The sequence below is a fragment of the Paenibacillus liaoningensis genome, assembly GCF_059609455.1.
This window is the reverse complement of record NZ_JCAALU010000004.1, coordinates 251710-266887: the sequence shown is the minus strand read 5'-3', so window position 1 is coordinate 266887 and position 15178 is coordinate 251710. Positions and strand designations below refer to the sequence as shown.

At 53.5% G+C, this 15178-nt stretch carries 9 protein-coding genes; 1 reads left to right on the top strand and 8 read right to left on the bottom strand.

Annotation, left to right across the window (positions count from 1 at the left end; genetic code table 11):
• Positions 1-125 precede the first annotated feature (125 nt).
• The 8 genes from AC6B99_RS07310 to AC6B99_RS07275 all read right to left on the bottom strand — a co-directional run bounded on the left by AC6B99_RS07310 (position 126) and on the right by AC6B99_RS07275 (position 12401).
• The gene (locus tag AC6B99_RS07310; protein WP_496663095.1) at positions 126-1415 is read right to left on the bottom strand and encodes a rhamnogalacturonan lyase family protein; all 1290 of its coding nucleotides are present in this window, start codon (positions 1413-1415) and stop codon (positions 126-128) included.
• A 5-nt stretch (positions 1416-1420) separates the two neighbouring features.
• Positions 1421-2236 (bottom strand): polysaccharide deacetylase family protein, encoded by an 816-nt coding sequence (locus AC6B99_RS07305; protein ID WP_056041898.1) that lies wholly within the window; start codon positions 2234-2236, stop codon positions 1421-1423.
• A gap of 2 nt (positions 2237-2238) precedes the next feature.
• Positions 2239-2913, bottom strand: coding sequence for a DUF1961 family protein (locus tag AC6B99_RS07300; protein WP_494862022.1), 675 nt, complete (start codon positions 2911-2913; stop codon positions 2239-2241).
• The gene (locus AC6B99_RS07295) at positions 2910-5768 is read right to left on the bottom strand and encodes an exo-rhamnogalacturonan lyase family protein (protein ID WP_496663094.1); all 2859 of its coding nucleotides are present in this window, start codon (positions 5766-5768) and stop codon (positions 2910-2912) included. The genes AC6B99_RS07300 and AC6B99_RS07295 overlap by 4 nt, the downstream gene beginning before the upstream one ends.
• A gap of 273 nt (positions 5769-6041) precedes the next feature.
• Entirely contained in the window at positions 6042-8393 is a 2352-nt protein-coding gene (locus AC6B99_RS07290) for a helix-turn-helix domain-containing protein (protein ID WP_494862026.1), read from the bottom strand.
• A 325-nt stretch (positions 8394-8718) separates the two neighbouring features.
• Complete coding sequence (locus tag AC6B99_RS07285; RefSeq protein WP_494862027.1) at positions 8719-10311, bottom strand: extracellular solute-binding protein; 1593 nt, start codon at positions 10309-10311, stop codon at positions 8719-8721.
• A 120-nt stretch (positions 10312-10431) separates the two neighbouring features.
• Positions 10432-11316, bottom strand: a complete 885-nt coding sequence (locus AC6B99_RS07280; protein ID WP_056042092.1) for a carbohydrate ABC transporter permease — start codon at positions 11314-11316, stop codon at positions 10432-10434.
• A gap of 143 nt (positions 11317-11459) precedes the next feature.
• Positions 11460-12401 (bottom strand): ABC transporter permease, encoded by a 942-nt coding sequence (locus AC6B99_RS07275; RefSeq protein ID WP_235533315.1) that lies wholly within the window; start codon positions 12399-12401, stop codon positions 11460-11462.
• A gap of 329 nt (positions 12402-12730) precedes the next feature.
• On the opposite strand from AC6B99_RS07275, the gene AC6B99_RS07270 reads away from it, so the two are divergent.
• Entirely contained in the window at positions 12731-14773 is a 2043-nt protein-coding gene (locus AC6B99_RS07270; protein WP_496663093.1) for a beta-galactosidase, read from the top strand.
• The last annotated feature ends 405 nt before the right edge of the window (positions 14774-15178 follow it).

The window sequence follows — 15178 nt, the reverse complement described above, 5'->3', positions numbered from 1 at the left end:
CCATATTGTAAAAACGTTCATTGGAAGCATTCTGCCCTCTAGCCTAATAACGAATCGTAAGTCTAACACTTTATTTTCATCTGACACCTTTTGAGAGAGCTGGTTGTCCGCTGCATATCATTCAGTTAGCCGACGCTTTCCGTCCTGTCAAAATCGACTTCTCCGCCAGGATACAGCGTCGAGCTGTACAGCCGTTTCTGCTGCGGCAGTGCTTCTCCTGCTCCAGCTGTCCGTTCTAGCGATAGCGGCTTGCTTGCATAAATAGTCGCCAGCTCATCGTTATAAATAACAACCTGCTCCGTCCCGCTTCCTAGCAAATCCGCATGTACCGCGTAGCCTTCCATAGGAAACTCTGCAACGACTTCTCCATAACCGTCATACAGGGCAGGAAATACGCCGCCCCCACGGCGGTAGCCAAGAATATAGTCAGGCGCCTGCTCGCGCCAGACGCTCACCGTCTCAATGATCGTCAGCCAGCCAGCCGTACTGCGGTCCTCCTTCCACAGCTCTTGTCCTGTGGCATCAAGCAAGAACAGCGCGTCTTTCCCTTTCAGGCCTTTGCCATCATCCTCGCGTACGAGCCGGTCGAGCCCGGCCACTTGCAGACCAGGCGAGTCGCTGCGAAAACGTCCTAGTGCGATGTGCTGCGATTCAATGGAGCCTTCATAACGCCATAACTCCTCGCCGCTGCGGCTGTACATGACCGTAACGCTGCCGCCAATGACGAGCTCCGGCTCTCCGTCGCCATTCACATCGCCAACCCAGATGCAGTCGGCATGGTCATCCAGATCCGTACAGCTCCAGCGGAGCTTGCCCGCCGCATCCAGCAAATCATAGCCCGCCATTACCTCATCCTTGCCGTCGCCATCCAAATCGTACACCCATGGATAATGCCCCGGGTTGCCCTCATGCGTCCATAACAGCTCAAAATGCCGATTAAGCGCCCAAAGCTTATGGTAGCGGTCTTTCAAAATAATGTCGGAGGCGTGCTCGCCGCCTGATAAGTTCGCAATGATGATGCAGTCATGGGCATGCGGATCCGGCAGGTCATAGCTTTCCTTAACCGTCCCAGTCGCGCCATCCAGCAGCAAAAAACGGTCCTCCATAATGCATAGCACCTCCAACCTGCCGTCCCCATCCAAATCATAAATTTGTACGGGATAATCCGAGCCCTGTTTGCCTGCCTCTGGATCGGGCTTGCCATGCTGCCACAGCAGCCTGCCCTGCAAATCATAGGCGGTCAGGCACTGTACCTGATGGGGAATATAGCGAACATCCTGCCGATTGTCCGGCTGTACGAGCAGCAGTTCCATGCGGCCATCACCATCCAAATCGCCGATCAGCATTTTGCAGCGCGGCCCTGCCTCCCTAATGTCGATGCTTCCGAGCGTATATACCGATTCCGTTCCTGACATAATCGTTATTCCTCCTTGCTTCCTATAAGGGATACGCGGCTGCCGCCTGCAACTTCGAGCTTTACGCCATCTACGCTAAGCCAGATGCTTTGCGCATTCGGATTTTCCACAAACGTTAAAGCAGCTGAAAATTGCAGCCGCTCATACGCTTTTATATAATCAACAATCTCCTTATTCGTTGCGTACCAAATATCATCCCGGCCCCCGATGTACTCGCAAAACTGCTCCATCAGCTCCCAATTGCCTTGGTCATCAAACTCGTAGCTGTGGCCCCATACGTACATGAGATACAAATATTGCGTTTTGTGCAGTCCCGCAAACGTCTCCGCATGTTCCATCAGACGATCATTATGGTGGCAGGTCGCCTTCCATTCATGCCAATCGTCTGGCAGGCCAAAGCCTCCTGTCGTCTGTACAACCCGCGCATATTCAATGCCCAGCGAGGGCAGCATCGTCTTAATCGCTGGACTGAACGAACCATTCGGATAAGACATCCCTCTAACGGCATACCCGAACAATTGCTCCAGCCGTTTGCGGTCCTCCATCACCTCATGCACAATCTGCTCAGCCGGGCATCGTGCAATCGTCGGATGGGTCAGCGTATGAGCGGAAACCTCGTGCCCGTCGTAAAGCTTTACCGCCTCCTGCTCCGTCAGCCTGCGCCCCGTGCCGAACAGCCCGCCATTGATATGAAACGTGCCTTTAATGCCATGCTGGTTAAAAATATTTACGAGGCGCTTATCTGCGCTCACCCCATCGTCATAGCTCATTGTCAATGCTTTATGCTTGCCCTGTGGAAAACAAAGCAGTATAGACGGCATCTTCATTCCTCCCCATATACTTTCAAATTGGTATATTCCGCAACGAGCGGCGCCATTTGCCGAAATCCGATTTTGCCAGCTCCGAGCAGCGGGCCATAAGCTACGCCGTCATCCTTCCATTCCAGAATAGGCAGCTCATTCATAGAAAAATAAATGCTCCCGCCCCGCTTCACAAGCAGCATGCGATAGCTTTCTGCGCAGTCTGCCGTCCCCGGCAGCGGATCGGCGCCTTGCGCCACGAGATGAAAGCCGTAGCTTTTGCGCAAATTGCAAGTATGGAACTGCCGTTCCTCCGGCCAGCGTCTGCGAAAATAAGCCAAATGCAGCGCATTTATATCGCCGTGATGATATTGCTCATAGGGGCCGTTTCGCGCAGCAAGCGCACAATCGAACAAATCCTCCCCGCTGCGCCCCTCCGCTGCAAAAAACAAGATCGCCAGCCCCGGCTCCGCAATCGGGCGAAAATCCCAAGCAATCGCCACATCCGCCGGAAAATGATGCGGGCACCATAATACAAAGTTCGCCTGCTGGCCTTCTGCCGCATCCCGGGCACTGGCTAGACGCAGCCGCTGCTGCGGAAAGGAGAGGACAGCATCCCCCTCCGCGCGGAAACCGTTCATATCCTCCGCACAGCTCAGCGGATTGTCATAGATCAGCTTCCAGTGAGCTGGTATCATCGCCCGCTCAGCTCCTTTTGCTCCTGCGCTTCTGCTCCTTCACCGACCTGCTGCTGTCGGGCCTGCGCTTGTGCCGCTGCATCAACCTGCTGCTTTTGCTCCTGCTGTCCTTGCTCTGCCGCTGCACCGATCTGATCGGCCTGGCCATCGCCGCCTGTCCCTGGAGGCGCCAACTCCATAGCAGGCAGCGCCTCTGGGATCAGCTCCAGGCTAATGATCGTATTCAGCGACCACTGCGACGCCTCATTCGTATTGATCCAATCGATTTCCTTCATACTGCGGATGTTTTGGACAAGGGCAGCCTCGCCCAGCAAGTCCGTGCGGGCAAAAGCATTGCCCAGCAGCGTTTTCCAGGCAAAGGCTGCCGTTGCCGCATCTTGGCGGCGGAAAGCGCCGTAAGCGGTAATCGCAATGCTGAGGACCGGATGCTCAAAACGGCTGTCGCTGATTTCCCCGCCCGTCAGCTCATCCTTTTGCTCCTGCGTCCAGTTGTAATAAACGCCTAACTCACCCATCATATCTTCCCATTCCGGGTCCTTCAGCATCATCGCCAGCTCAAACCACACCTGCGGCGCACCCATGCATATGGCCAAATGGCGGCCATAATTGTCCTCGCCAAACGGCGTAAGCACATTGGTCGTCGGGTCATAGCCATATGTTGGCCCGGAGATGAGCCGATATTTCGCCTGCTTGACGCTGTTAATGCCGGTTACTATTTTATCCCGGTACACCGTATCCTCGAAGCGCTCCCAGCGCGTCATCCAGTTTGAACTGAACGCGGCCCAATCCGGCCCGACGCGAATATGGGCCGGATGCTCGTCTTTTGGAAAATATGCGCGCATCGGGTCCAGCACCACCGTGCTGAAATCGGCGTCCTTTACCTCATCAAGCATATCGCCAATGCGCTCATCGGCGGTCAAATAATAGTAATAGCGGTGCAGCCCCGCCATCGCAATGCGCGCCTCCTTGCAGCCGCAGCCCCAATGAACCACGTTATGCCGCGAGCCAAGCCCGGCATATTCGCCAAAATGATACACATCCACCTCGCTCGTATGCCGCGTCATCGCCTCAGCCAAACGGAAAATATCCTCGCGCCCGCTGCGCATGAACATAAGCCACAGCCACATATTCGGCACCAGCTCTGAATTTTGCCATGCACAGCCGCCAAGATCATAGTTCCACACATGACGGACCGGATCATAGCTGTGCATGAAATCGCCAAAATCCCAAAAGCCGTACCAACGGCGCTGCTCCACCTCAGCCTGATAAAAGGCGACAATGCCATCCAGCCGCTCCTCTAGCTGCGCCTTTGCAGCGGTGCTGCGATCCGGCAAGCTCCAAATGCCGAAGGCACGTGCCTCATGCAAATGCTCCGGCTCGCATACAAGCTGGGAGGGCGACTGAATTTCCGCCAGCATATGCGCCAGCCCCTCTTCATTTGGCGTTGCCGCCGTGCACCAAAGCGTCAGCTCGCTCGTATTGGCAATGCCGTACGGCGTTGCCCGCAGCTCCTCCGAGCCCTCATAAGCCGATTCCACATACGTTTGTGTATCGTAATGCCGCAAATCCATCGCCGGCGCATCCGGCGACCAGAACCACACATTTAGCTCGGCCGAAGTCGAAGCTGTATGGCGAAGCTCCAGCGAGGCCGGATGCTTTTTCCAAAAATTCCGCATACCTGCAGCTAGGCCGCCGCCCTCGCTTCCGATATAGGCAAGCCCTTCCGCACGGCTTCCCTCACCCGCCTTCAGCCAGCTGCACTCCGCCTTCGTGCGTTTCGTCGCCACATAGTGATCCGCTGAATGCTGCACCAGCTTGAAATCATCCCAGACCGCCGAATTTTCCAGCAGCCCGAGAAAATAAGCATCCTCGTCCGCATCAAAAGCAACGGCTTCCCCCGCTGCTTGCCGTTCAAACAGCTCGCGGTATTTGCCTTTCGTCCGCCGCGTATGCAGCGATTTCGGCGATTCCCGCAAAAAACCGCCGTCATTGCCCGCCAACCGGGCATGCCGATTGTAAAGCGGCCCCCGCATCGGTACAGCGAGCGACAGCCCCAGCCCTTTTATGTAATCCGCATGCGGATTGCCGTCATAGAAAAACGTGTGGACAAGGCGAATTGCATCAAGCCCCGCATACAAATAAAAGCGCAGCGTAAACGGTATCCATTCTCTGCTTGGACTGACTCTGACTACATTTTGCTGATTGGGCCTGTTCGGGTCAGCCGTTTGGCTTAAATTGTAGCTCGCGCGATGCTTGCCCGTCAGCTTAATGACCGCCCTGACCGGGCCGTCCTGCTCAACAGCCGCCGCATGAACAAAGCCGTGAAACGGCTCCTCGCGCAGCGTTAAAGCGCCGTGCAGCTGGTTACGGCTTTCCTTCAAGCACACCAGATCGCCGCCGCTGCACAGCTCCTGCTCCCCGCGCTTAATGCTGCGGATGACTCCCCTGCCGCTTCGCGCGAACGTACAAACGATAACACCTGTATCTACGATGATCGACTCATCGGTTGTCACGATTTTAAGGACGGGCTGCTCGCCTTCCGCAGCCGCATCAGCAGCCCTATCAAGCTCCTGCCTTGCTGCCGCTGCCAGCTTAGCCAGCTGAAAGCTGTCCGCAGCGCCGGAGCTGACCGCCGCATGGGCGGACCATTTGATGCTGCCATCCGGCCAAAAGGCGGTAGGCCAGCTTTGCATCGGCAGCGCTGAAGCGCTTGCCACCTTTTCCATGCCTGCTGCCTCGCTATGCAGAACAAGCGAATCGCCGCGCAGCAATTCGCCTTCCTTCCAAGGAACACCCCATGTTAAACCGACAGGCGCAGCCGCCTGTTTACCTAGCCATTTAAGCTTGACACTCATTGCCAGCACCTCTTTCTTCTAAGCTGCTTTCTATACTAGAAGGATGATCGTTTGCGGGCAATGACACTTTTTTGCTCCAAGATCCTTTTGCAGTAAACGCCACTTAAGCGACCTAGATCAGGTATCAAATGCGGACCTTTCAAGGCTTGCACTTTCTTGCAAAGGCTTGAACTTTATTGCTTTAGCTATAGGCAGCAGTTGATGCCAGTTTCAGCATTGCGGCCGCTACCTAGCTACTTCTCTTGCTGCTTTTCTTGCAGAGCTCCTGCCTTGCTACTCCGCTTGGCTCAGCTCGCGATAGCGGCTTGGCGTCATGCCCTCCAGCTTTTTGAAGATGCGATTGAAATAGCTGTGCTGATAGCCGACGCGCTCAGCGACGTCATTAATTTTCAGAACGGACTCGCGCAGCAGCTCCTTCGCTTTGTCCATGCGCAGCCCAGTCAAATAATCGATGAAATTTTTACCCGTCACCTGTTTAAACGACTTGCTCAGGAAAAAAGGATTCATGCCGATATGCTCCGCGCAGCTGTCGAGCGATATATCGCTCATATAATGCTGCTGCAAATACAGCATCGCATGCTCGATCTGCCGCTTCACCTGGGCATTCGTCCGCTCGCCCAGCTCCCTGAGAAACGGAGCGGCAATCATGCCGCGGAACCAGTCCAATAGCAGCTCTGGCTCGCGAATTTGCGACAGCTGCTCGTAGCGGTTCGCACCCTTGAACAAGCGGTTCGGGGCGATGCCCGACACCATAATCGCATGCTGGACGGCGCCGAGCAAATGCAGCATGCCCTGCTGCACATCCATTTCCTTGGCCTCGGCGCTGGACAACGCTTGCAGAAACTGCTCCAGCAGCTCGTAAGCCTCTGCTTCACGCCCCGTCCGGAGCGCCTGTATAAACTCCCGCTCCAGCGTAAACGGATAGGCAGGCTCCGCTGCTGCGCTGCCCTGCTCTTCCAGCTGCTCCATATCAATGATTTGATTTTCCTGATCGTAGCGCCTGAAGCTGACCGCATGCTTCGTCTCTTCAAACAAATGCGGAATCTCTGTTATGCTCGCTGTATCCGGGCTGATCGCAATCGTCGCCCGCATATTAAGAATTTGGTTGAACGCCTGCATCGCCGCTTCGCTGAATGCATGCAGCTCCTCGCGATACGAGCGCCCTTCCGGCACAATAATGAGCAAGCCCGCTGCCAAATTATGAAAGTTAATCGTATTGCTCTGCTCAAAATAGGTGGCCGCAAGCTCCTCCATCATATTGACCGCCGCAAACGTCGCCAGCCCCTCATCGCCGTATTTGAATTTGCCCTCCAAATTAGCGATGCCGGTCAGCTTCATATATAGCACCATATAATGTGTGCCCGGCTCTATCTGCCATTTGTAACGCTCCATTCGGCGAAGCAGCTCCCCTTCGGAGTAATCCGCCAAATAGCCTTGCAGCAGCTGATGCAGAAAGCTCTCCTTCACATGAGGCAGCTGCTCCGAAAGCTTCGCATGCAGCTCCTCGCTTTCCCGGTGCAAATGCTGCCACTCCCGCTCGATCCACGTAAACTCGCAATCCGGCTTGCCTGCTGGCGCGCTTCGCTCCCGCAGCACCGTCATCAGGCGATTGACCGGGGAATATATGCTGCGCGAGGCAAGCCACGCTAGAATGGCCGCAAGCAGCAGTGCGCCAAGGCTGACCGCAACAATGCTTTTCGAGACGACCATAACCGGCTCTGTAATGCCCGTAATCGGCGAAGCAGATACATAAGTCCAATTGTCTGAAATTCGTGACAGCTTGCCATAGGAAACCGCGTACGTCATGCCGCTCTCGCTGAACCGAAACAAAAATGAACCTTTATTCGAGCTCTCAGCAGCAACCGCCTCGTTTAAAGCGCTTACAAATTCAGAATTCCTGTCATTCCCGCTCGTGGATGCGTACAGCTCCCCATTATCCTGCATTAAATACGTTTCTCCGCCTTCACCGGGCGTCATCGTCCGCAGCATATCGCTAACCTTGTCGTTATCAAGCCTAATAAGCAGCGCTCCGAACGGATGCAAGCTGCCTCCAGGAACGTAATGCACAAGTGTCAGCTCTTTTTGGGACGGACGAGCCGCGTCAAAGGCCACCTGTGTCCAATAAGCTACTTTATCCGATTGGAGCAGCCCTTCATAGGCTTCTGCCTGTCCATCTCCTTGCAGCACGCCATATTCCGGCCCGAACAGCACATGCTGATCCCCGCCAAGATACAGCCCGACCTGCTTGTTCATCGTATTGGAGCCTTGCATGACCAGCAGCGTCTTCGTAATGTCACGCGCCTTCTCGAACTGCTGCACATAGTCCCGATTGCCGAGCGTATAATCGAATTTGGAATCGAATGCCCAGTGCGACAGCATCAGCTCCAAATTCGTCAGCTGCTCGTCAATGCTTTGCGCCCGCTGCTTAATTTGCTCATTATGCTGCTCCAGCAAGCGGTCCTCCAGTATGCCCCCAGCCAAAAAATAAACGAGCGCCCCGGTAATCAGTCCCGGAATGCTGCAAACGACGAGCAGCAAAATAAGATTTTTGCGATAAAATCTTCCTTTCGGACCCGCTGCTTTCCCCGCCCCCGGCATAAGCCTGGCTTTCATTCTTTTGATCATGAGCTCACCCACTAGCTGAAAATTAGGCGATTGCAACGAATCCCCTTTGTAAACGCATTCGCTAAGCAGGCTGAATTTCCTGCCAATCACGCTTCAATTTATTTATTTGTTACATATAATGGAATCGCATGGAACAGGAATAGACAGAAGACCGCTGCTATATGCGGTTCCTCTGCCTATTGCCCTGCCCGATCAGGCTATCAGCCTTGCGCGGCAAGCGTAAACGGCTGTCGCCGTCCTCTGGCGGCAAAGCTAGCGTTTCGCGCTGAAATATAAGCCCGTTATAAGGGTGTAACTTATAAATGCTTATATTTCATAAAAGCTCTTATTTACTTGCTGCATACAGCTCGTTCATTTCCTTGCTCAGATCATCGCCGCCACTCGTTTTCCACAGCTTGATCGCGTCTTTAAAACCAGCCTCGTCGATTTGACCGACGATAAATTTAATCCGGGCATCATTCATAATATTGTCCAGCTGTGCGCCTTTTTGCGTATAAACATCCGAGATGAAAGGCTCTGCCGGATTCGTCACGATAAGCTGTTCATTTTCCTTCTGCACCTCAGTCTGCTTAATGCGCAGCGGCGTCTGCTTCACTTTCGTCGACTTGTCCTCTGGAATAAAGCTGAGCATCTGATTGAGCCCCTCAACCTCGGATTCCAGCAGCGCTGCATCCTTGCTCGGCTCAAGCGCACCATCCACGATCGTATGATGCTTGTTTTCAATGCCATACCCTAGCAGCGTCTGCATTTCGGGTTCGCTCAGTTGATCCATAAACTTGAGGATTTGCTTCAGCTCCTCCTCGGTTTTAACGGACGATTTAGGGAAGGCCAGCAAGCCGGCAAAGCCGGACGTTGGCAGCGTATGAACCTGTCCATCCGTTCCTTTCACCCCGCCAAATACATCCATATAATGCACATCCGGCTGGTCTTTGCCCGCTGCCGCAAGCGCAGCATGAATTTTATCATCGGCCCGCGCCGCGCCGTCCACGACGTCCACAATGACGCCAGCCTGATTATTAACAAGCGGATCATTCCATTTCGCCGAATCCATAATGGCAAAATCCTGATTAATCAGCTTTTCATCGTACAGCTTTTTCATAAATTTAAGCGCTTCCAAATACTCGGGCGTTTCATAATCGACAACGAGCTTGCCATCCCGCTCGCCCCATTTGTTCGGTGACCCAAACCACAGCTTAATCGTATCGAAGCCGCTTGCCCACTGTCCCGTCCATTTGACCATGACCATGCCGTACGTATCGTCCTTGCCGTTTTTGTCCGGGTCCTTCTCCTTGAACGCCTTCAGCATATTGTAAAAATCATCAATCGTTTGCGGTGTTTGGAGGCCAACGGCATCGAGCCAATCCTTGCGGAAAAATACCCCATTGCGACCAAGGGCGCGTCCGCGGTACAGACCGTAATTTTTGCCATCAACCGAGGAGTTGTTTAAAATAACCGGGTTCGCCTGGCTCAAATTTTTGTAATCCTTCAAATAAGGCCCGATTTCCCAAAACGCGCCGGACTTCGCGGCATTAACGAAGCTCGGTGACTTCACATCTGGCACATACATAATATCCGGCAGCTTGCCCGAGGCGAGCGTAATATTAAATTTATCCGTATAAGAGGCGTTCGGCACCCACTCAAAATGAATGTCGGTATTCGTCCGTTTCTCGATTTCGGCTGCTACCGGACTATCATCCTTCGGGAAATTCGTTTTAAAAATCGGCAGCATAATATTGAGCTGCAGCGCCTTCTCGGCTGCCGGGCTCTCACCTGCTGCAGTCGGTGCAGCAGACGAACCTCCCGTACTGCCTTCCGCATTTCCTCCCTGCTGCGAGCAGCCTGCAATTACGGCTCCCGCCATTGAACCAACGAGCAGCATAGGCAGCAAACGCTTTCTCTTTCCTTCTTTCTTTCTCATCGCTGACGCCTCCCTTAATCATTTATCATATATGGTAAAATACCAAACCGCCAGCTACTTGCGCGCTAAATCGGCTTGTTTGTGTTGCCTCAAGGAAACAGCTCTGACGTGCCTTCGCCATTAGCCCTTAATGGAGCCAATCAGCACGCCTTTGGCAAAATGCTTTTGCAAAAACGGATACACGAGCAAAATCGGCACGGTGCCGACGACGATAACCGCCATCTTGATCGATTGGTCGGGCGGCTTGACGAAAGACGGGTCCATCGCATTAACGTCGCCTGCCGCAGCCTGTGACAGCAGAACAATTTGACGCAGCAGCACTTGAAGCGGCCATTTTTGCGGATCATTTATATACAGCAGCGCCGCGAAAAAATCATTCCAATGCCCTACCGCATAAAACAGCGTGAAGGTCGCAAGCACTGGCTTTGAGAGCGGCAAAACGATGCGCCACAGCAGCCCCAGCTCCGTACAGCCGTCAATGCGGGCCGCTTCCTCCAGCCCCGGCGGCAGCTCCTGGAAAAAGTTTTTAATAATGATCAGGTTGAAGGCGCTAATCGCCCCCGGTATAATCAGCGCCCAGTAGGAATCGAGCATCCCCAGCTCGCGAATGACCAAATACGTTGGGATCATGCCGCCGCTGAACAGCATCGAGAAAATAACGAGATTCAGCACGACATTGCGGCCCATCAAATTGCGGCGTGCCAGCGGATAAGCCATCGTGACCGTGAAGAACAGGTTCACCAGCGTCCCGAACGATGCGATAAACAAGGAAACGCCAATGCTTTTCATAATCGTATTCGTAGAAAAAATAAATTCATATGCCGCCAGCGAAAACGTCCTTGGTATGAGAAACACCGTACGCTGGGTCAGCTCCGCATCGGTTGCGAACGAGCCCGATATGACGAAAATAAACGGCAGCACCGCCGCCAGCGCACAGACGCTGAGCACGATATAATTCGCAGTATCAAACACTCTGCTGGATACGGTATTGTAATGCTTGGCCATTTTTTCAAGGCCCCCTTCTTCCATACTGTATAATATCTTGGTGTTCAAGAGGCTGCGCTGCATGAAAAGATTGACCTCCGATCGCTGTCGCTTCTCCGGTTCAATCTTTTCATTCCGCTACTCCTTTTTCACCATGCTTTTAGCTAGTACAGCCCCGACTGACCAAAGCGCTTCGCCAAATAGTTCGCCCCGACGACAAGCACGACGCCGATCAGCGATTTGAACAGCCCAACTGCGGTACTGTAGCTGAATGCGCCTTGGGTTATTCCCATCATGTACACATACGTATCGAATACTTCTGCCGCCTGCCGGTTGAGCGGGTTCAGCATGAGATAAATTTGTTCAAAGCCATTTTCGAGAATGTTGCCCATGCGTAAAATAAGCAAAATCACAATCGTGCTGCGCACTGCCGGCAGCGTAATATGCCAAATTTGACGCCAGCGATTCGCGCCATCCATCGTGGCGGCCTCGTATTGCTCCATATCTACACCTGCAAGCGCAGCGAGAAAAATAATCGTTCCCCAGCCGCATTCCTTCCAAATGGTTTGCATAATGATCAGCGGCTTGAACCATTCGGGTGTGGCGAGAAATTCGATTTTGTGCCCGGTATACTGCTCCAGCACTTCGTTGACTGGGCCTCCGGCCGTCGTCAAAAATACATACGTCATACTCGCCACAATAACCATGGAGATGAAATGCGGCACATAAATCATCGTCTGCACCGTGCGTTTGAAGAGCGCGAAGCGTATTTCATTCATCAATATCGCCAGCACGATCGGTGCCGGGAAGAAAAATACTAAATTGTATAAGGAAAGCAGCAGCGTATTGCGCAGCAGCATAAAAAACTCGGGATTGGCAAAAAACAGCTTAAAATGCTCCACTCCCACCCACTCGCTTTTCAAAAATCCGGTAAACGGCTGGAAATTTTTGAACGCCAGCAGTACGCCCCACATGGGCACATATTTAAATACGATAAAATAAAGCAAGCCTGGCAGCAGCAATATGTACAGCCATTTGTCTTTCTTAAGCCGCCCCAGCACGCTTGGACGATAGTCCCGGGACGGCTGCTTGCCAGCTTCCGGCATAACCGCCATTTGTTTCATCCTCGCTCACCTCCAGCTTTCATTCGTTTACTTTTGTCCTGCCGCGTCGTTGGCCTCACTTATCACACTAATCTCAATCGGCCTCACTCATTTGCGGTGTAGCCTTAGTATGCGGGCAGCTCGCATTTTCCCGCAATTAGACATTCTTGAACCGCGCTGCTATGGGGTTTTTGGGCGTTTCGCCAAGAAAGTGCAAACCTGTGCAAAAGGTATTAAACCCGAATATTAGCCCTGTTAAAAAGTCCGATTGCCAGTCGGCAGCAGCGCCTATTAAAGTACAAAGTAAGATCAACGGAAAGGCGTGAGTTTAGATGAAGGGACCGCTGGAAGGAAAGCTGTATCATGGGGCGGCACTGTATCCTGAGCTTTGGAATGCTGATGTGCTTGCGGAGGATATGGCTTTAATGAAGCAGGCTGGCATTAATGTTGTGCGAATGGGCGAATTTATTTGGTCCAAGCTGGAGCCTGAGGAAAATCGGATTGACATTCGGTTTTTGGCTGAAATCATCCAGACGCTGTATGAAAATGAAATCGATACGATCATATGCACACCGACAGCGACACCACCGATTTGGCTATCGCATGGACATCCGGAGCGGCTGTTCGTCAATGAGAAAGGCGAGACGCTGGGACATGGGTCGCGGCAGCATGCGTGTACGAACAACGCCTACTTTCGCGGACGCTCGGCGATCATTATTGAGCAGCTCGCTCAGGAGCTTGGCAGGCTGCCAGGTTTGATTGGCTGGCAGCTCGACAATGAGTTCAAGGCGCATGTAGCCGAATGCATGTGCGCAGGATGCTTGCAGCTGTGGCATAGCTGGCTGGAGCAGCGGTATGGAACGATTGAGCAGCTGAATGAAGCGTGGGGCACTCATATTTGGAGCGAATATTATAATCGCTTTGATCAAATTCCACAGCCGGGCGCAACGCCGTTTCTGCATCATGCATCGCTGCAAACGATGTATCGGCTGTTCTCGATGGAGAAGCTTGCGGAATTTGCCGAGGAGCAAATTGCCGTCATCCGGCGCCACTCGGAGCTGCCGATTACTCACAACAGCAGCATCGCCTTCCATGTGGATATTGAACGGCTGTTCCAGCAGCTGGATTTCGGCGCCTATGATACGTATGCGTCCAGCATCAATTGGCCGGCCTACTTGATCAACTGCGACTTATGGCGCAGCGTCAAGCGCGGCAAGCCGTTCTGGGTTATGGAGACGAGCGCCAGCTACAGCGGCTCGCTTGAGAGCTATGCGACACCTCACCCGGATGGTTATGTGAAGGTGGAAGCAGTCGCCGCTTATGCACTGGGCGCGGGAGGCTTCTGTTATTGGCCTTGGCGACAGCAGCACGCAGGCAGCGAGCAGCCGCATGGCTCAGTCGTAAGCGCTTGGGGCAAAAAGACGATTGGCTATGCCAATGTCGAGCAGGTTGAGCAGGCGCGGCGCGAGCTGGAGGACATTCTGCTGGCAACCTCGCCCATGCAGGCTGAGCTAGCGATGACCTATTCGGATCGCGCCAAAGCCTACTTGCGTACCGAGCCGCTGCGCAAGCTGAATCATCGCGGGCTCGTCACCGATTTTTATGCCCGGCTGGTCGCGCTCGGCATTCATCGCGACTTAATTATGGAAGGCAGCGAGCTCGGCGGATACAAGCTGCTGCTTACGCCATTCATGCCCTACTTGCCGCCGGACTACATCGACCGTGCCCTCGCCTTCGTTCGGGAAGGCGGCATTTGGATCGCGGGCCCGCTTACGGGCGGCCGGACGGAGCATCATACTTGGCATACCGATGCCGCTTTAGGAAAGCTGGAGGAGCTGGCTGGCGTGGAGGCTACGTTCGTTTATCCGATGGACGGAACGAATGCGTATGGACAAGCATTCGGCCTCCAGGCCCCGCTTGGCATGTGGAGCTCGGTGTTTGAGCCACGGGGAGGCAACGACCTCTCCGGCGACGCTTTCGATTCTGAAAGCGATGGCCGGGCAACCGCAATCGGCTGCGTTCAGAGCGGACTAACGCCCGGTGCCGCTTTTATTACCGAGCGCCGCATCGGTCAAGGCAAGCTTGTCATGCTTGGCTCCATGCCGCAGGGCGATGAAGGGGATGCGATGCTGCGACGCATGCTGCTGCATTATGCCGATGAAGCGGGTGTCACGCTGCGGTTTGAAGCTACCGAAGGCACCATTGTCGCACCTAGGCAGGGGGATGGCTATGTCATCTGGGTCATTATTAATATGGATGGTGCTGGCGGTACCGTTACACTGCCGCGTGCAGGCGTAGACGCCTTGACTGAGGCTGCCATTGCCGCTGGCCCGCTTACGGTGGGAAGATATGAATATAAGGTCGTTCGTTTTTAATATAATCAAGTTAATTCTGATAAATCTTCACAAAATAATGGATATAAATGCACAAAAAACAGCAGCGGAGTAGGGCAGAAACTTGTGTCCTACTCCGCTGCTGTTTTTTTGTTTCAATGTAATCACGTAGTTAAGCCTGACGTTAGAGTTCTTCATCATCATTTTCAGGATTCAAATAGGATAACCATTTTCAGCCATTCCCCTGGCACTCTCTTCTGGATTTTTATCATCATGAATAGGAGCCTCTACCGAAAGACAGCTTCTTGCATAGTCCTGGCGGACACAGCAGCCGCTATTTCAACCGAATTAAGGGTTATGGCAGGGGCTGCGGACTCAGGAGACGCTAATGCGCTGTCAATGACCATTTTGACGGAATAATGAGGGCTATAACGGCTTTCCTGTCCG

Excerpts from the sequence above, each read along its gene's own strand:
- AC6B99_RS07310 (WP_496663095.1), bottom strand. The coding sequence starts at position 1,415 with ATGTCAGGAACGGAATCGGTATATACGCTCGGAAGCATCGACATTAGG.
- AC6B99_RS07305 (WP_056041898.1), bottom strand. The coding sequence starts at position 2,236 with ATGCCGTCTATACTGCTTTGTTTTCCACAGGGCAAGCATAAAGCATTG.
- AC6B99_RS07300 (WP_494862022.1), bottom strand. The coding sequence starts at position 2,913 with ATGATACCAGCTCACTGGAAGCTGATCTATGACAATCCGCTGAGCTGT.
- AC6B99_RS07295 (WP_496663094.1), bottom strand. The coding sequence starts at position 5,768 with ATGAGTGTCAAGCTTAAATGGCTAGGTAAACAGGCGGCTGCGCCTGTC.
- AC6B99_RS07290 (WP_494862026.1), bottom strand. The coding sequence starts at position 8,393 with ATGATCAAAAGAATGAAAGCCAGGCTTATGCCGGGGGCGGGGAAAGCA.
- AC6B99_RS07285 (WP_494862027.1), bottom strand. The coding sequence starts at position 10,311 with ATGAGAAAGAAAGAAGGAAAGAGAAAGCGTTTGCTGCCTATGCTGCTC.
- AC6B99_RS07280 (WP_056042092.1), bottom strand. The coding sequence starts at position 11,316 with ATGGCCAAGCATTACAATACCGTATCCAGCAGAGTGTTTGATACTGCG.
- AC6B99_RS07275 (WP_235533315.1), bottom strand. The coding sequence starts at position 12,401 with ATGCCGGAAGCTGGCAAGCAGCCGTCCCGGGACTATCGTCCAAGCGTG.
- AC6B99_RS07270 (WP_496663093.1), top strand. The coding sequence starts at position 12,731 with ATGAAGGGACCGCTGGAAGGAAAGCTGTATCATGGGGCGGCACTGTAT.